This window comes from Serratia surfactantfaciens, assembly GCF_001642805.2.
GTDB lineage: Bacteria > Pseudomonadota > Gammaproteobacteria > Enterobacterales > Enterobacteriaceae > Serratia > Serratia surfactantfaciens.
In genome coordinates this window covers 809142-834481 of sequence record NZ_CP016948.1, presented here as the reverse complement: position 1 = coordinate 834481, position 25340 = coordinate 809142, and the positions used below count along the sequence as shown (strand labels likewise).

The window sequence follows — 25340 nt, the reverse complement described above, 5'->3', positions numbered from 1 at the left end:
TCGACATGAAAATGAATTTTTTGTCATAAATAGATCACATTACTACGGTAAAAATTCTCCGCCGCCAACAGTCAGGCGGCACAGTAAAACAGCAATGCAACTGATGATAAGCGTCTTTTAATCGAATAAAGCAGGGTAACCCATGAAACGTAATCTTCTGGCCGTTATTATTCCGGCACTTTTACTTGCGCAAGCGGCACAGGCAGCAGAAATCTACAATAAAGACGGCAACAAACTCGATTTTTACGGTCGTGTGAAAGCCCTGCATTATTTCTCCGATGATGCCGGCAACGACGGTGATAAAACCTACGTTCGTATCGGCTTTAAAGGTGCCACCCAGATTAATGACATGCTGACCGGTTACGGCCAGTGGGAATATCAGATCGCCGCCAACCATTCTGAATCTGACGGCACCAAAGACACTAAAACGCGTCTGGGCTTCGCCGGTCTGAAATATAAAGACTTCGGGTCTTTCGACTACGGTCGCAACTACGGCATTATTTACGACGTCGGCGCCTGGACGGATATGCTGCCTGAATTCGGCGACGACGCTTACGTCAAAACCGACAACTTCATGAACGGCCGCACCAACGGCGTCGCCACCTACCGTAATAACAACTTCTTCGGCCTGGTCGACGGTCTGAAATTCGCCGTGCAGTACCAGGGCAAAAACGAAAACGACGGCCGCTCCGCCAGCAAGGCAAACGGCGACGGCTGGGGCCTTTCCTCCAGCTATGAAATCATCGACGGTCTGAGCGTGGGCGCCGCCTATGCCTCTTCCAACCGTACCGCCAGCCAGAAAGCGGGCACCTTCGGTAAAGGCGACAAGGCCGATATCTGGGCCGCCGGTCTGAAATACGACAATAACGATGTCTATCTGGCCGCGACCTACTCGGAAAGCCGCAACATCGCGCCTATTTCCGGCACTGCCACCATCAATAACCGTTCCACCTCCGTCAGCGGCTTCGCCAATAAAGCCGAAGGCCTGGAACTGGTTGCACAATATCAGTTCGATTTCGGTCTGCGTCCATCGCTGGGTTACGTTCAGCAGAAGGGTAAAGATATTGAAGGCATCGGCGATACCGACCTGGTTAAATATATCGATGTGGGCGCGTATTACTATTTCAACAAGAACATGTCGACCTATGTCGATTATAAAATCAACCAGCTCGACAGCAATAACAAGCTGGGTCTGAAAGACGACAACGTGATTGCCGTCGCCCTGACCTATCAGTTCTGATGTGATGAATGAATAACCACCACTGCAAACTTTAGCGTCACTTGATACCCAGAGTTTTATTTCGCCGGGCGGCTGCGTCCGGCTTTTTTGTTTTTATTTTCCCGCCAACGAATCCCCCGGCTTGCCTTGCCAAACAAACGGGTCTACATGTATAGCTTTCCCCCCGAGCGGAATCAGCCATGCATAACGACGGACGCTTCGATTACCACAACGCCTTGCGCTACAGCAGCGACGAACTGGCCAACATCCTCAACCACTGTTTTGAAAACTACATCGTGCGCTTCGTTGTCGACGGGCCGACCTTCGCCGCCCGCTTCGGCGCCGAAGACCTCAGCCTGAACGACAGCCTGATCGTCACCCATCGCCATGAACCGGTGGCGGTGGCGCTGATCGCCCGCCGCGGCCAGCACAGCCGGGTGGCGGCCTTTTCCGTGCGCCCGGAGATGCGCGGCCAGGGGCTGGGCAAGGCGCTGATGCGGCGGCTGGTGGCGGATGCCCGCCAGCGCGGCGATCGGCGGCTGTCGCTGGAGGTGATCGAAGGCAACGACGCCGCGCTGGCGCTGTATCATGGCGCCGGGCTGCGCATCGTGCGCACCCTGACCGGCCACCAGGCGCCGGCGGAAATGCCGCCAGGCACGGCGACTCTGCAGGCGGTCGATCCGTTGACCGTCAGCCATCGCCTGACGGCGGAAGGCGCCACCGACCTGCCCTGGCTGATCGCCCCCGAATCGCTGTTCAAACTGCCGGGCAAACCGCAAGCCTATACGCTCAATCGTCAGGCTTACGCCGTGGTGATGCCCGGCGCCGAGCACTGCTGGCTGCGCCTGATCTACGTGCCGCCGCAGCACCGCGGCCAGGGGCATGCCCGCACCTTGCTGGCCGCGCTGCAGGCGCAGTTCGCCCCTTTGCCGCTGACCGCCAACGTCTTTGTGCCGGAGGTGGCCGCCCCCTTCTTTACGCATCTTGGCTGGCGGCAGGATCCTCTGCGTCAGTTCGAGATGGATATACTGCTGGACAGTCCACAATAAAAAGCGAGAGATAACGATGGCAGGAAAACAGGTACGAAAACTCACCCTCGGCGCGGCGATTGGCGTCGCGCTGCTGACATTGGCCGGTTGCGCGCAGCCGCCGCGCACCGATGCGCAGGCCCAGCAGCGGCTGGCGGATCAATCGGTGCTGGCGGTGAACTGGTTCCAGCAGTCCGGCGAATACCAGGCGCTGGCGCATCAGGCGTTCAACAGCGCGCAGCGCGCCTTCGATCAGGCCAGGGCCGCACCGGGCCGCAAAAAGGCGGTGGTGGTCGATCTGGATGAAACCATGCTGGACAACAGCGCCTACTCCGGCTGGCAGGCGCAGCAGGGCCAGCCGTACGACGGCGCCACCTGGGCCCAATGGACGCGAGCCGAACAGGCCCGCGCGGTGCCGGGCGCGGTGTCGTTCGCCCGCTACGTCAACGGCCATCAGGGGACGATGTTCTACGTCTCGAACCGCAAACAGAGCGAATATGCCGCCACGGTGGCCAACATGCAGAAACTCGGTTTCACCGGCATGTCGGAAAAAACCGTGCTGCTCAGCACCGACACCTCCAATAAGCAGGCGCGCTTCGACGCCATCAAACAAGCCGGTTATGACATCGTGGTGTACGCGGGCGACAACCTGAACGACTTCGGCGCCGCGACTTACCACCAGGATAACGCGCAGCGCCGGGCGTTCGTCAGCGAGAACCAGAGTAAGTTCGGCACCGAATTCATCGTGCTGCCCAACCCGATGTACGGCGATTGGGAAAGCGGCCTGGCCCGCGACTACAACAAGCTGACGCCGCAGCAAAAATTGCAGGTGCGCCAGCAGGCGATCAACGCCTGGAGCGGGCGCTAACCCTCACAGCAGTTTGTACATATAGCAGGTGGCCTCCAACGCCCCGCCGTCGCTGGCGCGGGCGTATTGCGGAATGTCGCCCGCCGCCTCGAATCCCAATTGGCGGTATAACCCCTGCGCCGCGCTGCCGCTCAGGGTGTCCAGCACCAACAGGCTGCGTTGATGGTGCGCCGCCAGCGCCTGCACTTCCTGCATCAGCAGCCGCGCGACGCCCTGCCGCCGCGCCTGCGGGTGCACCATCAGCTTGACCACTTCCGCCCGGTGGCGGCCGTTGTCCGGCATCGCCAGCAGCAGCTGCACGGTGCCGACCGGCCGGCCGTGCGCGAGCGCCACCAGCATCGCGCGTTCTCCCCGCGCCAGGGCCGGCAGCAGCCCCTGCCAAAACGCCTGCGCCTGTTCTAGCGTAAAGGGCATGACGAAACCGATGCTGGCGCCGTGCGCTACGCTGGCGTGCAGCATCTCGGCCAAGTCGGCAATGGCGCTTTGCGCCGCGCCGGCGTCCCACTGTTGCAGTTCAATCATGATTAGGGCCTGCAGATAACGAGCGTGTAATGGGCCGGCTCAGCGCCGGGGACATGGAAACGGGAGGCGCCGAACAGGCGATAGCGCAGACAGTCGCCGGGCGACAGCCGGAAAACGCGCCCTTCCAGCGTCAGTTCCAGCTGCCCGGACAGCAGCCAGAGGTGATGCTCCAGCGCCGGAATCGACGGCAGGTCGTAATCGATCTGCGTGCCGGCATCGAGCCGGGCTTCGATAAACTCGGCCTTATACAGCGCGGCGGGAGGAGAAACGGCGCGGCGCTGAAAACCGCTGGCGCGATCGACCCACATCGGCTGTTGCTGCAGCCGCAGCAGCTCCGGCGGTTCGTCTTCGATTTCACTCAGCAGGCGCGACATGGTCAGCCCGTAGGCGGCGCACAGCCGGTTCAGCAACGACGCCGTCGGGCTGGTTTCTGCGCGCTCTACCCGCGAGAGGGTCGCCCGGCTAAGATCGGTGCGCTGCGCCAGCACCTCCAGCGACCACCCTCGTTGCTGACGCAAATCCGCCAGCCGTTGCGCCAACCTCAGGTCGGCATGATCCAGACCGTTATCCACCGTTCATACTCCGCGTCAAAATCCCATATAAGAGAAATAATCTCAAATTAGAGATATGGCAAGCGGATTTTAAAAAACGCCGCGCAGCGCGATGAAAATCAGCATGCTCAGCAACACCACCGCCAGCATGTTGCGCAGGAAAAATGCCAGTATTACCGCAAACACCGCGCCCCACAGGTAAGGATTGTCCGGCGCGGCTCGCAGCTGGTCGCCGCTGAAGGCGACAATCGGCCCGCAAATCGCCGTCAGCACCGCCGGTACGGAAAAACTCAACAGGGTCTTAACGCGCGGCGACAGGCGCAGCGGCAACCCCGGCGCCAGAAAACAGTAGCGGTTGAAGAACACCACCAGCCCCATCAAGGCGATCGTCAGCCAGATCATCCGCGCCCCCCGCTGCACAGCAGCCCGACCAGCATCGCCGCCACGGTGGCGATCACCAATGCGCCCGGCGTCTGAAAATGGTGCAGCACGATGGAAAGCAGCAGCGCGGTCAGCACGCAGGCCAACACCGGCAGGCTGCGCACCAGCGGCACCACGATGGCGATAAAGGTGGCGGCGATGGAAAAGTCCAGCCCGTAACCGTCCAGATCCCCGGCGCTGCCGGCGGCCACAATGCCGAGCAGCGTGGAGAGGAACCAGCACCAATAGAAGGTCAGCCCGGCGCCCAGCGCATACCAGCGGTTAAAACGCGCCGGCGTCTGTTCGCCGGTCAGCGCGAACAGCTCATCGGTGAGCAAGAACCCCAGCGCCAGCCGCCAGCGCAGCGGCAGCGGCGCGATGCGCTCGCGCAACCGCAGCGCGTAAAGAAAATGCTGGGCGGTGACGAAAAAGGTCGATAACAAGATCGCCAGCAGCCCGGCGCCGCCCTTGATCATGCCCATCGCCACCAGCTGCGACGCGCCGGCGAACACGATGGCCGACATGCCCAGCCCCTGCGCCGGCGTCAGGCCGCTTTGCATCGCCATCGATCCGGCCAGTACGCCCCACGGCACCACCGCCAGGCACAGCGGCAAGATCGCCGCCCCGCCCTGCAGCGCAGGGCGCAGGCGGGCGGACGGCGGTGTGATGAGGGGGATTGAATCAGTCATGCGCTTCTCCTTGGGTTGAAGAAGCCAGCTTACGGCGCGCGTGCACACGGGTATTGCACCCGATTGCCCGGCTATTTCAGCGATTTGACGTAGTCGCCCGGCGTAACGCCCATTGATTTGCGGAAATGGCGGTGGAAATGGCTTTGATCGTGAAAACCGCAGCTCAGTGCGCTGTCCAGCACGCTGCTGCCGGCCTTCAGCATGCCGCGCGCCTTGCGCAACCGCGCCTGAATTTGATAGGCATGCGGCGGCAGACCGGTGGCCTGCTGAAACTGTCGCAGCAGGTAATAAGGGCTGAGCGCCACGCGCTCCGCCAGCTCCAGCAGCGAAATGTCCGCCTCGGGAAAATCGTCGAGAAAGGCTTTCACCCGCGCCACCTGGCTTTGCGCCCGGCTCTGCGGCGCAGGGTCGATGCGGCTTTTGCCGTGCCGCAGCATCAGCCAGGTCAGCGCCGAGAATACCATGGTCTCCTTCATCAGCCGGTTCTCATCGCTGCGCAGCAGGCTGAACGCCATCCGCAGCTGACCGGCCAGGCCGATGTCATGCACCACCGGGTTGGGGAAATAAGGCGTCGCGCCGGCGCCGATTTTCAGATCGCGCGACAAAAAGGCCAGCAGCTCCGGCGTCGGATACATCGCCTGATATGACCAGCCCTCTTCGGTGGCGGAACTGCCGGTGTGGATGTCGTCGGCGTTGACCAGAATAATGCTGCCCAGCGGCGCCACGTGTTCACCGCCGGTACGGTAGAAGCGCTGGGCGCCGTCGTCGATGACGCCCACGCAAAAGCCTTCATGGCTATGGCGCGAGAAGCTCTGGCGGCGGTAGGTGGCCTGCAGCACTTCCAGCCCGCCGAGATCGTCGACGTGCATGAAATGGGCCTGTTCCCGGGATGCTTTGCGTGCTGCGCCTTCCGCCTTCATCTTGCCTACCTCCGCTGAATGAGAGGCATTCTAGCACTCGCGCGAGGGCGGGTTTTGTACAAAATTGCCCGTCTCGGCGCCCGGTGGTGCAATCGCCGCGCAGCGCCAGGCGCTGAATACCGCCAGCAGTGGCGCCAGCGCGAATGCCAGGAACAGCCAACGCGCCGCCGACGCCGCACCCGCCGCGCCCCCCGGATCGTTCAACCCCGCCAGGTTGGCTATCATCCCGGCCAGCGCCGCACCGAACGCGGTAGCGAACAGCTGCACCGTGGTTATCGAAGCGCCGGCGATATCTTTGTCCGCTTCGGGCGCCACCTGCAAAATGCGCGTCAGCAGGTGCGGCCAGCCAAAACCGATACCGAACCCCACCAGCGACAGTGCAATGACGATCGGCGTCAGCACCTGCCAGTGGCCGCCGGACGGTACCGGCATCAGGATCGCCAGCGCCAGTAGCCCCACCAGCACGAACAGCGGCCCGCTGACGATCGCCCGGCGAATGCCCGCCCCGCGCCAACCGGAGCTGAGGATCTCGGACAGCGTCCAGCCGGCGGCCATGGTGGCGGCGATATAGCCGGAGATCAGCGGCGACTGGCCGTGCAGCAGCTGCAGGAAATACGGTACGAAGATCTCGCTGGTCATGCCGATCACCAGCAACGCAGTCGTGATGTACAACGCCGCCAACGATGAGCCGCGCCGCAGCGCGCCGTGCGGCAACAGGCGGGCGCGCGAGTGCGCTTCGCGTTTCAGCAGCCAGGCCATCAGCGCTAACGAGAGCGCGATGCCCGCCAGGTTGATCCAGGCGCTGTGCGCCAGGCTGCCGGCGGACACCACCAGTACCGCCACGGTCAGCAACAGCAGCTGTACGGTCGGCAATGGCGCGGCCGCCTGCTGCGCCTTGCCCTTGGGCAGGATCACAAAGGTAAACGCGGCGTACAGCGCCATGATCGGCAGCAGAATGCCGAAGGCCCAGCGCCAGGCGTGCAGTTCGGCGAAAATGCCGCCCACCGCCGGCCCCACCAGGGTGGCGATGCCCCACATCGCCGAGATGAGCGCCATGGCGCGCGGCCACAGCCGCTGCTCGAACACCAGGTTGATCATCGCGTAAGAGAGCGCAAAGATCAGCCCGCCGCCGAAACCCTGTACCGTGCGGCCGATCAGCATCACCGGCATGCTCGGCGCCAGCGCACACAGGGCCGCCCCGGCGAGGAAGAACAGCGAAGCCACCAGATAGGCGCTACGCGCGCCGTAACCGCTGAGCAAGCGGGCAGACAACGCGGAGCCGAGGATCGACGCCACCACGAACAGCGTAGTGTTCCAGGCATAGAGATCCAGCCCGCCGATATCCTGCACCACCGAGGGCAGAATGGTGGTGGCGACCAGAATATTGATGGCATGCAGCGCTACGCCGAACGAAAGTGCGATCGCACTGGCCGCATTTTTGCCGGAGAAAAGGTCGCTCCAGCGGCTATCGTCATGGGTTATCACGGTTGTCGTCCTGTTTTCAGAGGAATGGCATTGAGTTGGTCATGAGATTGCGTTAAATTTAACAAGAGTTATCTTGGAATAAGTTAGGGCGAGGCGGAGAAATATGTCAAGAATAAACTTGGAAAATGGCGGAGGCACCGCACAATCGGTCAGTGACCGATTGCTGACGCTATTGAAAACCCGCGGCCCGCAGCAAGCTTCTGATGCAGGAAAGGTGCTCGGCACCACCGGTGAAGCGGCCCGCCAGCAGTTCGTCAAGCTGGCGAAAGAGGGACTGGTCGAAGCGGTAGCCGAAACGCGCGGCGTGGGCCGCCCGGTGCAGTTGTGGCATTTGACCTCGGCCGGCAACGCGCGCTTTCCCGATACCCATGCGGACCTGACGGTACAGCTGCTGCGCACCGTGCGCGACAAGCTGGGCGAACAGGCGATCGACGTGCTGATCGAGACCCGCGAGCAGGAAAACCGCATCAACTACAAGCAGGCGATGATCGGCGCCGCTGACCTGGAAGAGCGCGTGGCGCGCCTGACCGAAATCCGCTGCCGCGAAGGCTATATGGCCGAATGGGGCCGCGAAGAGGACGGTTCCTACTTGCTGGTGGAGAACCACTGCCCGATCTGCGCCGCCGCCACCGTCTGCCAGGGCTTCTGCCGGGCGGAACTGAGCATCTTCACCGAAGTGCTGCAGGCCCAGGTGGAACGCGCCGAGCACATTCTGGCCGGCTCGCGCCGCTGCGCCTACCGGATTTCTCTCCTGTAACGCCGATTTTTGCCCCGGTTTTCAACCGGTACAGATTATTCTGCTTGTGCACCCTGCACCTTCCCTTCTAAGGTTTAATTAACGAACATTCAGGCAAACGGCGGGCCTCGCGCCCGCTCTGGCAAATCCGTCGGCGCGTTTAGCGCGCAGCGGCAGAGTAACCCCACGGGAGTTGAACGATGAAGAAGCCGCATGCCGGATTCTGGCTGGCGACGCTGGGACTGGGCGTCTGCTGGCTGCTGGCGCTGCTGACTCGCGATCGGCTCAACGGCATACTGCTGGCCGGCGCGGCGCTGGCATTGATCTTTACCCCCGCAGCCCGCCGCAAAGGCGCGGCCCTGACCGCCTTGGGCGGTATCGGCATGGATGGGCTGTGGAGCTACAGCGGCGTGCTGCACTACAGCGGGCAACACGGCCTGCCGCTCTGGACCATCGCGCTGTGGATCGGCTTCGGCTGCTGGTGGTATTGGCTGCTGGACGTGGTCAGAGCGGCGCCCTGGCCGCTGGCGGTGTTGGGCGCCGCCGTCGGCCCCTTCGCCTACGCCGTGTCCTGGAAGCTGGACGCCTTGCTGCCCGGCGTGCCGCCGGAGTTCATGCTGCTGCTGTTGGCCATCGGCTGGTCGATTTACCTGCCGGCAGTCAGCTGGCTGCGGTGGAAACAGCAGGACCATTGAACGGCTTTCGGCAGCCGGAAAAATAATGCCGAAGGCCATTGCTTATCGGTTGCCCGATCGGGTTTACTGAGCGTTCTAATAATAATCATCCCTGCAAAATACAATCCTATGCTTAGCCAACAAAGCCGTAGCGTCCTGCCGTTGATCGGGGCGTTGTTCACGTTATATATCGTTTGGGGTTCCACCTATTTCGTCATTCGTCTCGGCGTCGCGCAGTGGCCGCCGCTGATGATGGCCGGCATTCGCTTTCTGACAGCCGGCATCGTGCTGTTCGGTTTCCTGGCCTGGCGCGGTCACGCGCTGCCGACGCCGAAGCAGTGGCTGGCCGCCGGCGTCATCGGCATTCTGCTGCTGGCGGTGGGCAACGGCCTGGTGACGGTGGCGGAACACCAACACGTGCCCTCCGGCATCGCGGCGGTGATGGTGGCGACGGTACCGCTGTTCACCCTCTGCTTCAGCCTGCTGTGGGGCATGCGCAACACCAAACTGGAATGGGCCGGCATCGCGCTCGGGCTAGTGGGCATCGTGCTGCTTAACACCGGCAACAACCTGGTGGGCAACCCGACCGGCGCGCTGCTGATCTTGCTGGCGTCGGCCAGTTGGGCCTTTGGGTCGGTATTGGGATCGCGCATCTCGCTGCCGGTCGGGCCGATGGCCGGTGCGGCGGAGATGCTGGTGGCCGGCGTAGTGTTATTGGTCGCCAGCCAACTGAGCGGCGAGCACCTGACTCAGATACCGAGCGCCAGCGGCTTTCTGGCGCTGGGGTATCTGATCGTCTTCGGTTCGATGCTGGCGATCAGCGCCTATATGTTCTTGTTGAAGAACGTGCGCCCGGCGGTCGCCACCAGCTATGCCTACGTCAACCCGGTGGTGGCGGTGCTGCTCGGCATCGGTTTTGCCGGCGAATCACTGGCGCCGCGCGAGTGGCTGGCGCTGGTGATCATCGTGGCGGCGGTGGTGCTGGTGACGCTGGGAAAATACCTGTTCGCCCGCCCGGCCCGCGTGCAGGCCATCGACAGCGAACGGTAGCGATCACAAAGGGCGGTCTGCGGGCCGCAGTTAAAAACGATTCTTGTTTCACCCGGCGAAGGGGCTATAATTCCCGCTGTTCCAAGCAACCTGCGAAATTATTCCTATGCTGAAAAAAGCGTTCGTCATCGTCATCGCCCTGTGCGCCTTCGGTTCTCTGGGCGGCGTGTTCCTCGCCGGGCTGAACATCTACACCCGTTCCACCACCCCGCACGAAGAAAGCGCGCCTGCCGGGGACGCCGCCGCCACGCCGGCGCAAACCGAAACCCTTCAGGCCAAGTGATCGTCCATCCAACGCTGGCAGCGCTGCTGTAAGAAGCGCTGCAGCTGCCTGACGCGCTCCGAGATCTGCGAGCGATGCGGGCAGACCAGATTGATCGGCACCGCGTCGCTGCGCCATTCCGGCAACAGTTGCACCAGCCGCCCGGCACGAATGTCGGCCGCCACGTCGATCGCCGACTTGCGCACCACGCCGTGCCCGGCCAGCGCCCAGCGCCGCGCCACCTCACCGTCATCGGTAAAATAGCTGCCGTTCAGCGGCACTTCGACCAGCTCCTCACCGCGCCACAGCCGCCATTCCACCTGCCGTTTGCCGCTGGGTTGATACACCAGAATGCTGTGCCTGGCCAAATCGGCCGGCGTTTGCGGCTCGCCGTGCCGCCGCAGGTAATCCGGGCTGGCGCAGATCAACCGCCGATGCTGTGGCAAGATCGGCAGCGCCACCAGCGAAGAGTCGGCCAGCGATCCGAAACGCAACGCCACGTCCACCGGCTCGCGAAACAGATCGGCCTGCCGATCGTTGATCAGGAGCTGCAGTTGAATATGCGGGTGCTGAAGCCGAAACTCATCCAGCCAGCCGAGCAGCAGATTGCGACCGAAATCCGACGGCGCGGAAATCTGCAGCACCCCGGACAGCCCCTGATGCTTCTCGCGGATCGCCTGCTCTCCTTCGGCCAACGCCCCCAACGCCAGGCGCGCGCTGTCGAGATAGCGCGCGCCCTCCTCCGTCAGCCTCAGGCTGCGCGTTGAACGCACCAACAGCCGCGCGCCCAGCTGCTGCTCCAGCCTTTTCACCGCAATGCTGGCCGCCGCCGGCGTCATATCCAGCGCGCGCGCGGCAGCGGAAAAACTGCCTCCATCCACCGTGCGGACAAACACCTCGAGATCGACAAATGAGGTCATGCATTTCCCTTCTTAGAAAGCCGACTTCGCGGCATGGCGGGTTGACGATAAAACGCCCAATGATTATGATTAGATCATAACAAATGGAGTTTTGAGCAATGGATGAACGCAATGGACTGGACTACATCCTTAGCCTGCATGGCACGCGGGTTAATCGTGAGGATGGCTATTGGTGGAAAATAGAGGCCTGGACGGTGACCCAAACGGCCTTTATCCCTCATGGCATCCGTTACAATTTGACCCTGCATGATAACCACAATACCCGGATTTTTGGCATAGATAACGCGCATGCCATTAAAACGCCCCGCAAAGGAAAGTTTTCTGGCCGCGTCGTTTACGATCACCAACACGACTCCCCAACGGACGAAGGCTCACCCTACGAGTTTTATTCCGCTTATCAGTTGGTGGAGGATTTTTTTACCCGGATAGATGAAGTCATACGCAAGAGAGAAAATCGAGGTTGATGATGAAAGCACTGATTGGCGTGATGCCTGAAGAACTGATTCGCAAACGCATACTGGCGATCGCAAAAGGGGAATATCAGCCGCAGGAGCGTGAGCCCAACGTGTGGTTCACGTCGATGATTGCGCTGGCCCAGGTGCTCAGCAACGAGAATATCGCCCTGCTGCGTCTGATCGACACAGCCCGCCCAGAGACCATCAGTCAGTTGGCCGAACTGTCGGGCCGCCAGGTCAGCAACCTGTCAACCACGCTGAAAACGCTGAGCGGGCACGGTCTGGTGGCGCTGGAAAAACAGGGGCGTTCGGTGAAACCCCGCGCGCTGTTTACCGATTTCGAAATTATCGTGGATCAGAAGTTAAACGCCCGCTTTAGCGCGGCATGATCTTTAAAATTCATTAACAAGTGTTTGTCAGTAAGGCCGATTGTTAGGTGATTTTCAATCAGGAAAGATAGATCACGTTGAAACTTACCCTAAAAGAGGCCTTAACATGACGATTCCCGATTCCCCCCTGAAACGACAAAAGCTGGTGATCCTGGGCGGTACCAGCGGCATTGGCGCCGCGGTAGCCTACGCGGCGGCGGCGCGCGGCGCTGAAGTGGTGTTGGCTTCGCGCCGCCTTCCTCAGGCCGGGGAGAAAAACGGTGCGCTGCGCCTGATGCAGGCCGATCTGGCCGATGAAACGTCGCTGCAGGCGCTGTTTGCCGCCGTCGGCGCTTTCGACCATCTGGTGATCACCGCCGGGCCGCTGGTGCAGGCGAAACCGCTGGCGGAGACCGCCCTTGAACAGGCGCAGGCCGACTTCAACGTCAAATTCTGGGGCAGTTTGCGCGCGGTGCAGGCCGCGCTGCCGACGCTGGCGCCGCAGGGTTCCATCACCCTGACCTCCGGTCAGCTGTCGCGTAAATACCTCGGCGGCCAGCTGGTCAAAACCGCCATCAATGCCGCGCTGGAAGCGGCCGGCAAACAGCTGGCGAAGGAGCTGGCGCCGCGGCGGGTGAACGTGGTCAGCCCCGGCATCACCGCCACCGAAGCCTATGACGGCATGAGCGCCGCACAGCGTCAGGCACTGTTCGAACGGGTTGGCGGCAGTCTGCCGGTCGGTCGCATCGGCCAGCCGGCCGACGTCGCGGCGGGTTACCTGCTGGCGATGGAGAATGGCTTCGTCACCGGCAGCGTGATCGACATCGACGGCGGCGGCCTGTTGTAACGGCGGCTAGAGCGCCGTCACGCCCTGCGCGGCAGCCTGCTGTTCCAGCACGGTGATAATCTGGTAGGCCGAACGCGGCACCAGGCTGAAATCGCCGATCAGCAGGCGGTCGCTGACCGCCTCATCCAGCATCGCTCGGGCGCCGGCGCGCAGAATTTCCAGCTGCTCCGGCGGCGTGCCCGCGGCGGTGATCAGCGGCAAACCCGGCACCGCCGCCGTGCGGCCGATGATTTTCAGCCCTTCCAACGCTTGCGGCTGTGCGCGGCGCAGCAGTTCCATGCTGATGGAATCGATGGCGGCGATATCGGCCTGCCCGCTGCGGATCAGCTTCAGCGACTGATAATGCGCGCCGGAGGCGATAGCCGCGCCGAAGAATTTCCCGTCCTGCGCCAGCGGCGCGATCAACGCGCGCAGGCCGTTGTAGCCGGACTGGGAATCGGTGCTGTTATAGGCCGCCGTCCGGCCGCGAAAATCCGCCAGCCGCTCGCCGGGATCGTCGGCGCGCACCACCAGCCAACTGCGATAATTCGGCCCGTCGCACCCTTCAACCCGGTAATGATAAGTGCCGATCAGCTGCACCTGCGGCAGGCTGCTGACCAACGGATAACCGCAGGTCTGGCTGAGCAGCAGATCCTCGCGCCGCCAGTGTTGCGCCAGATCGTCCGGCCAACTGAGCTGCTCCGGCGCGGCCGGCAACCCCAGCCGCAGCAGTTTGTCGCGCAGAACCTGCCAGAAGGATTCGGCCTGCTCCCGGCCAACGCCGTACATCGGTAGAGACACCTGCATCATTTCCCCCTTACCCCGCCGGAGTGGTCGCCAGCGTCTGCTGACGCCAGGCGGTGAGATAACGCACCCAACGTTCAAACAGCATATCGGTGATAATAGCCAACAGCGCCACTACCGCCGCGCCCTGGATCACATAGGCGGTGTTAAACCCGCTCAGGCCGATGATGATCGGCGAACCGAGCGTCTTGGTGCCGACGGTGGAAGCGATGGCCGCCGTGCCGATATTGATGATCACCGAGGTGCGGATCCCGGCGACAATCACCGGCGCCGCCAGCGGCAGTTCCACCCGCCACAGAATTTGCCAGGCGCTCATCCCTACGCCGCGGGCGATCTCGCGCGTGGCGGGCGGCACCGATTCGATGCCCGCCAGCGTGCCCTGCAGGATCGGCAGCAGGCCGTACAGCACCAGCGCGATGATCGCCGGCTGTTCGCTGAAGCCCATCACCGGCACCGCTACCGCCAGCACCGCCACCGGCGGAAAGGTCTGCCCCACCGCCACCACCGTTTCCACCAGCGAACGAAACTCCCGGCCGCTGCGCCGGGTCACGGCGACACCGGCCGCCACGCCGATCGCCACCGCGATCAGGCTGGAGATCGCCACCAGCAGCAGGTGCGCTGCCACCAACGCGATGAAGCTGTCTTGCTGGTAAATTGGCCGATCCAGGTCGGGGAACCAGGCGGCGAACAGACCGCGTAAATGATCCATGCCAAATACCAGCGCCAACAGCAGCGCCAGCGTCCAGAGCAGCGGATCGCGCAGCAGGCGCCCGATGCGCCCGCTCATGACAGCGCCTGCCCGGCGATCAGATCGTTGAAATGCAAGACCCCCAACGCTTCGCCCCGTTCATCCACCACCGGCAAGCAGTCGCTGCCGCGCGCCACAAAGACCGACAGCGCCTCGCGCAGGCTCAGGGCGGCGGCGATAGGTTCGCCCGCGGCGACGCCGGGCCGCACCCGCTCCGCCACCGTCCCCAGCGACAGCAGTTTGATGCCGCGATCGCTGCGCCCGAAAAAGTCACGCACGAAGTCGTTGGCCGGCGCGGTCAGCAATTCCAGCGGCGTGCCCTGTTGTACCACCCGCCCCTGGTCGAGCAGCACCAGACGATCCGCCAGGCCCAGCGCTTCGTCGATGTCGTGCGTCACCAGCACGATGGTGCGGCCGGAGAGCTGATGAATGCGGGCGATCTCCGCCTGCAGCGCCGCACGGGTGACCGGATCCAGCGCGCCGAACGGTTCATCCATCAGCAGCACCTCGGGATCGGCCGCCAGCGCGCGCGCCACACCCACCCGCTGCTGCTGCCCGCCGGAAAGCTGATGCGGATAGCGGCGGCGAAACAGATCCGGCTCCAGATGCAACAGCTCCAGCAGTTCGCTAACCCGATCGCGAATGCGCGCGCGCGGCCATTTCAGCAACTGCGGCACGGTGGCAATGTTCTCCTCCACCGTCCAGTGCGGAAACAGGCCGATCGATTGGATCGCGTAGCCCATGCGCCGCCGCAGATCCTGCGGTTTAAACGACTGGATCTCTTCGCCGGCAAAGAAAATCTTGCCCCGATCGTGTTCGATCAGGCGGTTGATCATTTTTAACGTGGTGGACTTGCCGGAGCCCGAGGTGCCGATCAACACGGTGAATTCGCCCTCGGCGATGTGCAGCGTGAGATCGTCCACCGCCGGCTTGCCCTGAAAAATTTTGCTGACTTGCTCAAAGTGAATCATCGGCGCGATACGTCCAGGATTGAAACCCAAAATTTAAACAGCGAATCGACGATGACCGCCATCATGACCACCGGGATCACCCCCAGCAGAACCAGATCCAGCGCGCTGCTGAGCAGCCCCTGAAATACGATGGCGCCAAAGCCGCCGGCACCGATCAGCGCCGCCACCACCGCCATGCCGACGGTCTGCACCGCCAGAATACGCACGCCGGTCAGGAACAGCGGCAGCGCCAACGGCAGCTGCACGCGCAGGAAGATCTGCCCGCGCGTCAACCCCATGCCGGTAGCGGACTCAATCACGCCGGCCGGTACGCTTTGCAGCCCCGCCACCACGCTGCGCACCAGCGGCAACAGCGCGTACAGCACCAGCGCCACGATCGCCGGCGCCATGCCGATACCGCTGACGCCGTGTTCCGCCAGCCAGGGCACCGCCACCGCCAGCCCCGCCAGCGGTGCGATCAGCAGGCCGAACAGCGCGATCGACGGCACGGTCTGGATAATGTTCAACACGGAGAAGATCGGCCGCTGCCAGCGCTCGGAACGAAAGCACAGCACCCCGAGCGGCACACCGATCGCCAGCGCAGGCGCCATCGTCGCCAGCAGAATGGTCAGGTGCTGCAACAGCGCGGCGTCAAACACCTCCTGCCGATTATGGTACTCCTTCAGCAGCGACAGCTGATCGAGCTGATGGCCGAACAGCAGCAGCGCCGGCGGCACCAGCACCAGCGCATTGCCGAGCATCCGCCGCAGGTGCGATACCGTGAGACGCGCCATGGCGTCGGCGGCGATCAGCAGGCTCAGCGCCATCGTCAACCAGCAGCCGCTGCCCCAGGAGGTGCGAGCCAGCCGCGATCCCTCCTGCGCCAGACGCCCGGCGGCCTGGCCGCTGATCCAGAACGCCAGCGTCAGTACACCACAGGCGGCCAACGCCGCCAGCAGCGCACGCCCCCGCGTCGGCGGCAGCAGGCTGAGGATCGCCAATGTCGCCAGCGGCAACAGCAGCCACAGCGCCGGGCCGTGCAGCAGGGAGTACAAGGAAAGGCTTTTACCCGACAACAGACGATTGGGGGCGTAACTGAGGAACGGCAGGCCGAAGGCGGCCAGCAGCAACAGCATGAACAGCGTCAACAAGACGCGATGTTTTACGGCGATAATCAAAGAAACTCTCCGGCTCCATCGGTTCACCCCCTCTCCCGGCGACAGAGGGGGCACCTCGGCGTTATCCCTTAACAAACCCTTTCTCTTTCAGGTAAGCGGCCGCCACCTGTTTGGCGTCCTGCCCTTCCACGGCGATCTGTGCATTGAGCTTTTGCAGCGTCGGCCCGTCCAGTGAGGCGAACACCGGTTTCAGCAACTCGGGCAGGTTGGCGTGTTCTTTCAACGCCGCCTCGCGCACGATCGGCGCCGGCGCGTAGATAGGCTGTACGCCTTTCGGGTCCGCCAGCGTCTGCAGCCCCAACGCCGCTACCGGGCCATCGGTGCCGTAGGCCATCGCCGCGTTGACGCCGGAGGTCTGCTCGGCCGCCGCCTTGATGGTCACCGCCGTGTCGCCGCCGGCCAATGACAGCAGCTGATCCTGATTCAGCTTGAAGCCGTAGGCGCTTTGGAATGCCGGCAGCGCATCCGGCCGCTCGATAAACTCCGCCGAGGCCGCCAGCTTGAACTTGCCGCCGCCGTTGATCCACTTGCCGAGATCCGCCAGCGTTTTGAGATGGTTGGCGTCCGCCACGTCCTGCCGAATGGCGATGGTCCAGGTGTTGTTGGCCGGCGCCGCATCGAGCCAGACGATTTTGTTTTTGTCGTAGTCGAGCTGTTTCACCTTCTCGAAACCGGCCTGGGCGTTCTTCCACGCCGGATCTTTCTCATCAGAGAAGAAAAACGCGCCGTTGCCGGTGTATTCCGGGTAGATGTCGATCTCGCCGGAGGTGATGGCGCCACGCAGCACCTTGGTGGTGCCGAGCTGCAGCTTGTTGGTGGTTTTGATGCCATTGGCTTCCAGCACCTGCACGATGATGTTGCCGAGCAGCGAACCTTCGGTATCGATCTTGGAGCCGACGCGCACCGAGTCGGCCGCCTGCGCCAGACCGCTGGTGGCCAGCAGCGTCAGTGCGACAGCAAAGGAACGTCCGCGTGATAAGGTGATTGCCATACTTTTCCTCTGGTTATACGTTTTCCGGCTCATGGGCCAGTTCGGTTGGAAAATCCTGAGAAACGCGCTTCCAGCGCGCAATAAATTTTTTCTTCGGCAGGGCATCGCGTTCCTCACGCCGTTCACCGGCGCTCAGCGGATGCACGCCGACGTCGATCGGCGTCAGCGCGTAATCGCGCAGCCACTCACCATAACCCTGCGCGACGAATCCCTGGCTGCGGCGCTGATACGCCTCGCGTTCCGCCAGATAGACTTCGCGCAGGCCATACCAGGGCAAACCGGGCAGATCGTGATGCACTAAATGGTAGTTCAGATTGAGAAACAGCAGCCGCCACGGCCAGCCCGCCTCATTAATAATAGAACGTGCCTGCGGTGCGTCCACGGCACGATGCTCAAAAAACGATCTCACCTTGGTCAGCGCCAGCGCCGGGTAGCTGATGGCCAACAGATAAAACGCCGCGCCGATGCCCTGCGTCTGCAGCCAGCTCAGCAGCATCGCCAACAGCGACAGATGCGTCAGCCACATCGCCCAGGCGCGCAGATCGCCCGCCGCAAGCGTCTTCACGGCGCCGAACAGCGTGGCGACGATATCCAGCGCCGGGCCGAACAACACTCGGCCAATCAGCGTATTGCGCACGGCGGCCAGCCGCGGCAACAGGCGAGGATAGCGCCGCCACTGCGCGGCGCTGAAATAGTAGCTCTCGGGATCTTCGTGCGGGTCGGTCAGGTGATCGTTGCGGTGATGGCGCAGATGCGAATCGCGATACAGCCCATAGGGATACCACACCGCCAGCGGCAACAGGCCGAACAGCTGATTGACGCGCGGCCAGCGCGTCGGATGGCCGTGGATCAGCTCATGCTGCAACGACAGGTACCAGGTGGTCAGCAGGACAAGCGCCGGTGCGCCGAGCCACGGGCCCAACGCCTGCCAATAGTGCGCCACGCCGAACCAGCCGCCATACACTGCCGCCATCATTCCCCAGGTGGGCAGCTCCAGCCGCCAATACCAGCGCCGATGAAGCCGCCGGATGCGTTCGCGCTGTTCGGGATGCAAATAGTGGGCGTAGGACATGCTGCGGCTCGCGGTTGAGGATTTTCCCCCCAGTATCCGTGAGCCGTAACGGCGTTCAAAATAACGAAAATGGCAAAGCTAAGTGAAAATTCAGCGGGTTGCGTACTCGGCCTGCGGCTCGCACGCCACCGGGAAATTCACCGAGTTGGCGATAAAGCACAGGTGATGCGCCTTCTCGTGCAGCTGTTGCGCCAGCCGCAGATCGTCGCCGTCGCGCACCGTGACCTGCGGCCGCAGCGTCACCGAGGTGAAAAAGCCGCCGCGCGCCGCATCTTCACGCATCACCCCAACGGCGTTGTCCTGATAGGCCAGTACGGAAATGCCCGAGGTAGCGCACAGATGCAGATACCATAATTTGTGACAGGCGCTGAGCGAAGCCACCAGCAAATCCTCCGGATTCCAGCGCGTCGCGTCACCGCGAAAGGCCGGATCGGCTGAACCGGCGATATCTGCCTTGCCCACGGCGCCGATCAGGTGATCGCGCCCATAGGCGCGGTAATCTTCGGTGCCTGCGCCCAAATTCCCCTGCCAGGTGACCGCCACCTGATAATGATGCTCGCCTTTCATGCCTTTTTCTCCCGTTGACCGGCCAATGAAAAATCGCCTTGCTGCATGTCCGGAGAACACTATTGGCGGAAAAGCGCGAAGATGCAAACGGCGAAACGAGAAAAAACGGGCCGCGCAAGCGGCCCGTCGGTCATAGGTTTTCAGGGAACAAAATCGAGCACCACGGCGTTGAACAGCGCGTATTCGGTCGCGCTGGCCATCGGCGGAAACTGCGCCTGCTGCACCGCCGCGCTGGCCGCCGCGCACAGGGGCGCATCGCCTCTTACGATCTTGCTACTCGCCAGCTTGCCGTTCGGCAGCAGACGAATGCCGATGGTGCATCGTTGCCCGCGCGCGTGCTCCGGCAAACGCAGTTCGCGACTCACCGCATTATGCACTCGCACCGGATAGCTGAGCGGCGTCGTGGCCAACGCTTCAGCCTGCGGCGCCGGTAACGGTATGCCGGCCTGACGCCCAGCGCTCGTACCGCAACCGCTCAACAGCAGCAGCGCCAACAGACTTAGTCTCTTTTTCATTCCCTATGTCCTTATCGGGTTGTTGATCCCTATATGACGGCGCTTACTGCCCCGAAGGGTAGGCCTCGCCGTCATCCGCGTAGCGCTGCAGCCGTTCGCGCCACCATTTGGCCGCCAGGCCGCTGGCGCTTTCCCGCCAACCGAAATAGGCGACGTCGCTGCAGCGTTCAGACTCGACGCGTTTCGCCACCAGTTCGCCGCTGTTCAGGTAAGGTTCCGCCAAGGAACGCGGCAGATAGCCGCAGCCCAGCCCGGCCAGCTGCGCCTGCAGCTTGGCGTCGAAGCCGAACACCGTCAGCGTATCCTGCTCTTCCAGCAGATTCAGGCTCTGCGGCGCGTTGACCCGCGAAGTGTCGCGCACCACCACCGCCCGGTGCTGACGGATTTCGTCCTTCGGCAAGGGTTCCGGCAATGCCGCCAGCGGATGCAGCGGCGCGACGGCGAACACGTAATCCAGCTGCCCCAGCCTGCTGAACGCATAGCCCACCCGCGACGGCGGCTCGCAGATGGCGCCGATGATAATGTCGGCGCAACCGTAGACCAGCGACTCCCAGGAGCCGGCCAGCACCTCGTGGCTGAAGCGCAGCCGGGTATGGTGATGCTGTTGGTAGAACTCGTCGATCAGCGGCAACAGGCGGGCAAACGGGAAAGAGGCGTCAATCCCGAGCGTGATCTCGCTTTCCCAGCCGTTTTCGACATAGCGCGCCTGTTGTTCCAGATCCTGCGCCGCCCGCAGCAGCACCCGCCCCTTTTCCAGCATCAGCTTGCCGGTATCGGTGAACTTCGCCCGATGCCCGGAGCGATCGAGCAGGGTGATGTCGAGATCGTTCTCCAGCTTTTGCACCATATAGCTCAGTGCTGAAGGGGTTTTAAACAGTGCGGCGGCCGCGGCGGCGAAAGATCCGTGCCGGTCCAGCGCGTCCAAAATCAGCAGCGCTTCCAGGTTTAATCTCATGCTTTCTCCCGTGTATAAAAAAACTCAACAAGTCGGCAAAAATTCTGCGGTATCTTTGAAATCGCCCTCTGCCTACCATGGGTTTTATCGGCGTTACACTCATCAGATGTTCAACCGAAATATCACTGGGAAGGTAAATTATGTCCAAGTTTCAACTGCTTGATAAAGACAATTCCGCACTGATTTTTATCGACCATCAACCACAAATGGCCTTCGGCGTGGCTAATATTGATCGTCAGCAACTGAAAAACAACGTTGTTGGTTTGGCGAAGGCAGGCAAGATTTTCAACGTCCCCACCCTTTTCACCTCGGTCGAAACCGAAAGCTTCAGCGGCTACATCTGGCCGGAACTGCTGGCGGTACACCCTGAAATCACCCCGATTGAACGCACCTCGATGAACTCCTGGGAAGACGCGGCCTTCGTCAAAGCCGTGGAAGCCACCGGCCGCAAAAAGCTGGTGATCTCCGCGCTGTGGACCGAAGTGTGCCTGACCTTCCCGGCGCTGATGGCGTTGGAAGCCGGCTATGAAGTGTATGTGGTGACCGACACCTCCGGCGGCACGTCCGTCGATGCGCACGAACGTTCGATTGACCGCATGGTGCAGGCCGGCGCCGTGCCGGTCACCTGGCAGCAGGTGCTGCTGGAATACCAACGCGACTGGGCGCGCAAAGACACCTACGACGCGGTGATGGCGCTGGTGCGCGAACACAGCGGCGCGTACGGCATGGGCGTCGACTACGCTTACACCATGGTGCACCACGCACCGGCGCGCACGGTGAAATAATCCCCCCTTGCCCCGGCCCTGTGCCGGGGTATTTTCAGGAGTTGGTTTTATGGCCCATCCGCAGCATGTCACGCTGGTGATCACCCACCGTTTGGCGCCGGGGAACGAGCAAGCCTATGAGGCCTGGCTGAACCGCATCATGCCGGATGCCGCAAGCTTCACCGGCCATCTGGGCGTCAACGTTATCCGCCCTTCCGGCGATGAACAGGCCTATACGGTGTTGGTGCGCTTCGACAATCTCGACAACCTGTACCGCTGGATCCACTCGCCGCTGCGCAAGCAATACATCGAAGAGGTCGCCCCGCTGCTGCTGGAGAACGACCATATCGAGATCCGCCCCGGCGCGGAGTTCTGGTTTACCCCGCCCAACCCCAGCGTGCGCCAGCCGCCCCAGTGGAAGCAATTCATCATCACCCTGCTGGTGATCTTTCCATCCACCAATCTGGTGCCCTGGTTTTGGGGGCTGGTGCTGCCGCAGCTGGACGGCACGCTGCTCGGCCATTTTCTCAATGACGCCACCGTGGTCGCCCTGGTGGTGTACCTGTGGATGCCTATCGTGACTCGCGTTTTTCATCAATGGCTGACCCGCCGCTAGGCGGTTCGCCGGGAGAATGTTATGAACCACCACGCTTCATTGATCATCACCAACGGCAAGTTTCACACCGTCGATCGCCAAAATCCTACCGCACAGGCGGTCGCCATCCGCGACGGCAAGTTTCTGGCGGTCGGCAGCGAAGGCGAAGTCATGCAACACGCCGGGCCGGAAACCCAGGTGATCGACCTGCACGGCCACACCGCCATTCCAGGCCTGAACGACTCGCACCTGCACCTGATCCGCGGCGGCCTGAACTACAACCTTGAGCTGCGCTGGGAAGGCGTGCCTTCGCTGGCCGACGCCCTGCGCATGTTGAAAGAACAGGCGCTGCGCACGCCAAGCCCGCAGTGGGTGCGGGTGGTCGGCGGCTGGACCGAATTCCAGTTCGCCGAACGCCGCATGCCGACGCTGGACGAGATCAACCAGGCGGCGCCGGACACGCCGGTGTTCATTCTGCACCTCTACGATCGCGCGCTGCTCAACCGCGCGGCGCTGAAGGTGGTCGGCTACACCAAAGACACGCCGAACCCGCCGGGCGGCGAGATCCAACGCGACGCCAACGGCAACCCGACCGGCATGCTGATCGCCAAACCCAACGCCATGATCCTGTACGCTACGCTGGCAAAAGGGCCGAAGCTGCCGCTGGAGCAGCAGGTCAACTCCACCCGCCAGTTTATGCGCGAGCTGAACCGTCTCGGCCTCACCAGCGCCATCGACGCCGGCGGCGGCTTCCAGAACTACCCGGAGGACTATCAGGTGATCGCCGAGCTGCACGAGAAAAAGCAGCTGACCATCCGCATCGCCTATAACCTGTTCACCCAGCGGCCGAAGCAGGAGCTGGAAGACTTCGAGCTGTGGACCGATATGCTCAAGCCGGGTCAGGGCACCGACTTTTACCGCCATAACGGCGCCGGCGAGATGCTGGTGTTTTCCGCCGCCGACTTCGAAGACTTCCTGCAGCCGCGCCCGGATCTGCCGCCGGGCACCGAAGACGAGCTGGAGCGGGTGGTGCGCCATCTGGTCGAGCACCGCTGGCCGTTCCGCCTGCACGCCACCTATGACGAATCCATCAGCCGCATGCTGGACGTGTTCGAGAAGGTGAACCGCGACATTCCGTTCAACGGACTGCACTGGCTGTTCGATCACGCCGAGACCATTACCGAACGCAACATCGAGCGGGTCAAGGCGCTGGGCGGCGGCATTGCGGTGCAGCACCGCATGGCGTTCCAGGGTGAGTATTTCGCCGACCGCTACGGCATCGAAGCCACCAAACATACGCCGCCGGTGGCGAAAATGCTGGCGGCCGAGCTGCCGGTCGGGCTGGGCACCGACGCCACCCGCGTCGCCAGCTACAACCCGTGGACGGCGCTGTACTGGCTGGTTTCCGGCCGCACCGTCGGCGGCATGGCGATGTACGACGACAGCGCCCGGCTGGATCGCGAAACGGCGCTGATGCTGTGGACGCAGGGCAGCGCCTGGTTCTCCACCGAACAGGGCAAGAAAGGCCAGATCAAGGTCGGCCAGTTGGCGGATTTGGCGGTGCTGTCGCAGGACTACTTCAGCGTGCGGGAAGAGCAGATCAAAGGCATCGAATCGGTCATGACGGTGGTGGATGGCAAAGTGGTCTACGCCGCCGGCAGCTTCTCGCCGCTGGCGCCGCCACCGCTGCCGGTGTTGCCGGACTGGTCGCCGGTCACCCAGGTGCCGGGCCATTACCGCTCCGCGCCGCCGTCGGCGGCGGCCAAAGTCGGCGTGCTGAGCCAGGCGCACCAATGCTGTGGCCCGTGCGGCGTACACGCACATCAGCATGACATCGCGCGCCGCTCCAGCATCCCGGTGTCGGATGAGAATGCCTTCTGGGGCGCGTTCGGCTGTTCGTGTTTCTCGTTCTAAGCTATCAAGCCAATAACTTATTATAAAATTAACTTAATAAGCTGTTAAGCTAACAACATAATAAATTAATGGCGCTGTCCACGGGAGAGCGCCATTTCATTTTCAATCGCGGTTGATCTCCAGCCAGCGCCGCTGTTCGGCGGAGGCGGCTATCGCATCCAGCACGCAGGACACCTTCCACCCCTCTTCAAAGTCGGGCCACATGCGGTCGCCTGCGGCGATGCCGTTGACCAGATCGCGGATCTCCACCGTCTTCTGATCGTTAAAACCGATGCCGTGCCCGGCGCTGATGCAAAACGCCGCGTAGTCCGGGTGCTTTGGCCCCACCAGCAGCGTCTTGAACCCCTGCCGCTCCGCCGGTTCATCGTGCCGATACAGCTTCAGCTCCGCCATCCGCTCCTGGGTATAGCTCAGCGTGCCTTTGGTGCCGGTGACCACATAGGTCAACCCCATCTTGCGCCCGCAGGCGATGCGCGAAGTTTCGATAGTGCCCATCGCGCCGCCGGCGAAACGCAGCAGCGCACTGGCCTGGTCTTCGTTTTCCACCGGGTGCAGGCGTGTCGGGTCTTGCGGATCCGGGCGCTGTTTGATCACGGTCTGCATATCGCCGGAAACCGCCACGATATCGCCCACCAGGTAGTGCGCCATATTGACGATGTGCGCCGCCAGATCCCCGAGCGCGCCCAGCCCGGCGCTGGCGCGGCGGCAGTGCCAGTCGATCGGCGTGCGCGGGTCGGCCAGATAATCCTCATTGTGGGTGCCGTAAAAATGCACCACTTCACCGATTTCGCCGTTGGCGATAATTTCGCGCGCCAGTTGGCTGGTGGGGTTTTTCATGTAGTTAAAACCGACCAGCGTTTTCACACCCTTGGCGCGAGCGGCCTGCACCATCTCCGCCGCGTCGGCGGCGTCCAGCGCCAGCGGCTTTTCCGAATACACGTGCTTACCGTGACGTATCGCCTCCAGCGCCATCTCTTTGTGCAAGAAATTGGGCGCGCAGATGTCCACCACATCGATCGCCGGATCGGCCACCAGCTGCCGCCAGTCGCCGGTCGAGCGCGCAAAACCGAATTCGGCGGCGCGCTGCGCCGCCAGCTCAGGCGTAACCTCCGCCAGCATCTCCAGCACCAGTTCCCCCTTGAGGGGGAATACCGTGGCGGCCTGCGCATAGGCGATAGCGTGACAACGCCCGATATAGCCGGTGCCGATTAACCCAACGCGTACCTGTTTCATCATTCTCTCCCGTGACCGAAATCCTGCGTAGAACCAGGCGCCGCTCAATGAAACACGCCGG

The 25340-nt window shown here is 62.6% G+C and carries 30 protein-coding genes; 13 read left to right on the top strand and 17 right to left on the bottom strand.

Translation table 11 applies throughout. From position 1 onward, the window contains the following. The first annotated feature begins 142 nt into the window (after window positions 1–142). From ompC to ATE40_RS04010, 3 genes are all read left to right on the top strand, one after another. On the top strand, window positions 143–1240 hold the full coding sequence (gene ompC, locus ATE40_RS04020) for a porin OmpC (RefSeq protein ID WP_019454643.1): 1098 nt from the start codon (window positions 143–145) through the stop codon (window positions 1238–1240). Between the two features lie 179 nt (window positions 1241–1419). Further along, window positions 1420–2268: a GNAT family N-acetyltransferase gene (locus ATE40_RS04015; RefSeq protein WP_019454644.1), complete on the top strand. Its 849-nt coding sequence runs from the start codon at window positions 1420–1422 to the stop codon at window positions 2266–2268. Window positions 2269–2284: 16 nt separating this feature from the next. After that, window positions 2285–3115 carry a 5'-nucleotidase, lipoprotein e(P4) family gene (locus ATE40_RS04010; protein ID WP_063919006.1) on the top strand — a complete coding sequence of 277 codons (831 nt, stop codon included), beginning with the start codon at window positions 2285–2287 and terminating at the stop codon, window positions 3113–3115. Window positions 3116–3118: 3 nt separating this feature from the next. Here the strand turns inward: ATE40_RS04010 and ATE40_RS04005 are convergent, their stop codons facing one another. The 6 genes from ATE40_RS04005 to ATE40_RS03980 form a co-directional block, all read right to left on the bottom strand. Then, window positions 3119–3637: a GNAT family N-acetyltransferase gene (locus ATE40_RS04005; RefSeq protein WP_019454646.1), complete on the bottom strand. Its 519-nt coding sequence runs from the start codon at window positions 3635–3637 to the stop codon at window positions 3119–3121. A 2-nt stretch (window positions 3638–3639) separates the two neighbouring features. Beyond that, a complete protein-coding gene (locus tag ATE40_RS04000) occupies window positions 3640–4209 on the bottom strand; it encodes a helix-turn-helix domain-containing protein (RefSeq protein ID WP_063919005.1) in 570 nt (189 codons plus the stop codon). 69 nt (window positions 4210–4278) lie between these two features. Beyond that, a complete protein-coding gene (locus tag ATE40_RS03995) occupies window positions 4279–4590 on the bottom strand; it encodes an AzlD domain-containing protein (protein WP_019454648.1) in 312 nt (103 codons plus the stop codon). Continuing rightward, window positions 4587–5297 (bottom strand): AzlC family ABC transporter permease, encoded by a 711-nt coding sequence (locus ATE40_RS03990; protein ID WP_063919004.1) that lies wholly within the window; start codon window positions 5295–5297, stop codon window positions 4587–4589. Before ATE40_RS03990 ends, ATE40_RS03995 begins: the two co-directional genes overlap by 4 nt. Window positions 5298–5368: 71 nt before the next feature. Continuing rightward, window positions 5369–6217, bottom strand: coding sequence for an AraC family transcriptional regulator (locus ATE40_RS03985; protein ID WP_063919003.1), 849 nt, complete (start codon window positions 6215–6217; stop codon window positions 5369–5371). Window positions 6218–6247: 30 nt separating this feature from the next. After that, a complete protein-coding gene (locus tag ATE40_RS03980) occupies window positions 6248–7702 on the bottom strand; it encodes an MFS transporter (RefSeq protein WP_063919002.1) in 1455 nt (484 codons plus the stop codon). Window positions 7703–7805: 103 nt separating this feature from the next. Here ATE40_RS03980 and ATE40_RS03975 point away from each other — a divergent pair, with 103 nt between their 5' ends. The 4 genes from ATE40_RS03975 (at window position 7806) to ATE40_RS24855 (ending at window position 10445) form a co-directional block, all read left to right on the top strand. After that, the gene (locus ATE40_RS03975) at window positions 7806–8459 is read left to right on the top strand and encodes a helix-turn-helix transcriptional regulator (protein ID WP_025159993.1); all 654 of its coding nucleotides are present in this window, start codon (window positions 7806–7808) and stop codon (window positions 8457–8459) included. A 179-nt stretch (window positions 8460–8638) separates the two neighbouring features. After that, window positions 8639–9133, top strand: a complete 495-nt coding sequence (locus tag ATE40_RS03970; RefSeq protein ID WP_063919001.1) for a DUF2878 domain-containing protein — start codon at window positions 8639–8641, stop codon at window positions 9131–9133. Window positions 9134–9241: 108 nt separating this feature from the next. Beyond that, window positions 9242–10162, top strand: a complete 921-nt coding sequence (gene yedA / locus ATE40_RS03965) for a drug/metabolite exporter YedA (protein WP_025159994.1) — start codon at window positions 9242–9244, stop codon at window positions 10160–10162. A 106-nt stretch (window positions 10163–10268) separates the two neighbouring features. Beyond that, complete coding sequence (locus ATE40_RS24855; RefSeq protein ID WP_016928550.1) at window positions 10269–10445, top strand: hypothetical protein; 177 nt, start codon at window positions 10269–10271, stop codon at window positions 10443–10445. Here the strand turns inward: ATE40_RS24855 and ATE40_RS03960 are convergent. Further along, window positions 10433–11344, bottom strand: coding sequence for a LysR family transcriptional regulator (locus tag ATE40_RS03960; RefSeq protein WP_019454655.1), 912 nt, complete (start codon window positions 11342–11344; stop codon window positions 10433–10435). The genes ATE40_RS24855 and ATE40_RS03960 overlap by 13 nt on opposite strands. Window positions 11345–11442: 98 nt before the next feature. Between ATE40_RS03960 and ATE40_RS03955 the strand changes: the two genes are divergently transcribed. The 3 genes from ATE40_RS03955 (at window position 11443) to ATE40_RS03945 (ending at window position 13014) form a co-directional block, all read left to right on the top strand. Next, window positions 11443–11808, top strand: coding sequence for a toxin-antitoxin system TumE family protein (locus tag ATE40_RS03955; protein ID WP_019454656.1), 366 nt, complete (start codon window positions 11443–11445; stop codon window positions 11806–11808). Window positions 11809–11810: 2 nt separating this feature from the next. Then, window positions 11811–12188: an HVO_A0114 family putative DNA-binding protein gene (locus ATE40_RS03950; protein WP_043128674.1), complete on the top strand. Its 378-nt coding sequence runs from the start codon at window positions 11811–11813 to the stop codon at window positions 12186–12188. Between the two features lie 106 nt (window positions 12189–12294). Then, window positions 12295–13014, top strand: coding sequence for an SDR family oxidoreductase (locus ATE40_RS03945; protein ID WP_019454658.1), 720 nt, complete (start codon window positions 12295–12297; stop codon window positions 13012–13014). A 6-nt stretch (window positions 13015–13020) separates the two neighbouring features. Here the strand turns inward: ATE40_RS03945 and ATE40_RS03940 are convergent, their stop codons facing one another. The 9 genes from ATE40_RS03940 to ATE40_RS03900 form a co-directional block, all read right to left on the bottom strand. Then, entirely contained in the window at window positions 13021–13782 is a 762-nt protein-coding gene (locus ATE40_RS03940) for a phosphate/phosphite/phosphonate ABC transporter substrate-binding protein (protein WP_019454659.1), read from the bottom strand. A gap of 28 nt (window positions 13783–13810) precedes the next feature. Next, window positions 13811–14584: an ABC transporter permease gene (locus ATE40_RS03935; RefSeq protein WP_019454660.1), complete on the bottom strand. Its 774-nt coding sequence runs from the start codon at window positions 14582–14584 to the stop codon at window positions 13811–13813. Continuing rightward, the gene (locus tag ATE40_RS03930; RefSeq protein ID WP_019454661.1) at window positions 14581–15516 is read right to left on the bottom strand and encodes an ABC transporter ATP-binding protein; all 936 of its coding nucleotides are present in this window, start codon (window positions 15514–15516) and stop codon (window positions 14581–14583) included. The genes ATE40_RS03935 and ATE40_RS03930 overlap by 4 nt, the downstream gene beginning before the upstream one ends. Continuing rightward, the gene (locus tag ATE40_RS03925; protein ID WP_063919000.1) at window positions 15513–16673 is read right to left on the bottom strand and encodes an ABC transporter permease; all 1161 of its coding nucleotides are present in this window, start codon (window positions 16671–16673) and stop codon (window positions 15513–15515) included. Before ATE40_RS03925 ends, ATE40_RS03930 begins: the two co-directional genes overlap by 4 nt. Before the next feature lie 61 nt (window positions 16674–16734). Further along, window positions 16735–17664, bottom strand: coding sequence for a glycine betaine ABC transporter substrate-binding protein OsmF (osmF, locus tag ATE40_RS03920; RefSeq protein ID WP_063918999.1), 930 nt, complete (start codon window positions 17662–17664; stop codon window positions 16735–16737). A 13-nt stretch (window positions 17665–17677) separates the two neighbouring features. Further along, window positions 17678–18736 carry a fatty acid desaturase gene (locus tag ATE40_RS03915; protein WP_019454664.1) on the bottom strand — a complete coding sequence of 353 codons (1059 nt, stop codon included), beginning with the start codon at window positions 18734–18736 and terminating at the stop codon, window positions 17678–17680. Between the two features lie 90 nt (window positions 18737–18826). Then, window positions 18827–19303, bottom strand: coding sequence for an OsmC family protein (locus ATE40_RS03910; RefSeq protein ID WP_019454665.1), 477 nt, complete (start codon window positions 19301–19303; stop codon window positions 18827–18829). Between the two features lie 140 nt (window positions 19304–19443). Further along, on the bottom strand, window positions 19444–19818 hold the full coding sequence (locus ATE40_RS03905; protein WP_025159996.1) for a cell envelope integrity TolA family protein: 375 nt from the start codon (window positions 19816–19818) through the stop codon (window positions 19444–19446). Between the two features lie 43 nt (window positions 19819–19861). After that, window positions 19862–20773, bottom strand: a complete 912-nt coding sequence (locus tag ATE40_RS03900) for a LysR substrate-binding domain-containing protein (protein WP_063918998.1) — start codon at window positions 20771–20773, stop codon at window positions 19862–19864. A 140-nt stretch (window positions 20774–20913) separates the two neighbouring features. On the opposite strand from ATE40_RS03900, the gene ATE40_RS03895 reads away from it, so the two are divergent. Genes ATE40_RS03895 through ATE40_RS03885 form a run of 3 tightly spaced genes read left to right on the top strand, consistent with a single transcriptional unit; the run spans window position 20914 to window position 24046 of the window. After that, window positions 20914–21558 (top strand): hydrolase, encoded by a 645-nt coding sequence (locus ATE40_RS03895; protein ID WP_004939390.1) that lies wholly within the window; start codon window positions 20914–20916, stop codon window positions 21556–21558. Between the two features lie 49 nt (window positions 21559–21607). Continuing rightward, complete coding sequence (locus tag ATE40_RS03890; RefSeq protein WP_019454668.1) at window positions 21608–22153, top strand: antibiotic biosynthesis monooxygenase; 546 nt, start codon at window positions 21608–21610, stop codon at window positions 22151–22153. A 21-nt stretch (window positions 22154–22174) separates the two neighbouring features. After that, window positions 22175–24046, top strand: a complete 1872-nt coding sequence (locus ATE40_RS03885) for an amidohydrolase (RefSeq protein ID WP_063918997.1) — start codon at window positions 22175–22177, stop codon at window positions 24044–24046. Between the two features lie 102 nt (window positions 24047–24148). Here ATE40_RS03885 and ATE40_RS03880 read toward each other — a convergent pair whose 3' ends face one another. Next, window positions 24149–25279: a Gfo/Idh/MocA family protein gene (locus tag ATE40_RS03880; RefSeq protein WP_063918996.1), complete on the bottom strand. Its 1131-nt coding sequence runs from the start codon at window positions 25277–25279 to the stop codon at window positions 24149–24151. Between the last annotated feature and the right edge of the window lie 61 nt (window positions 25280–25340).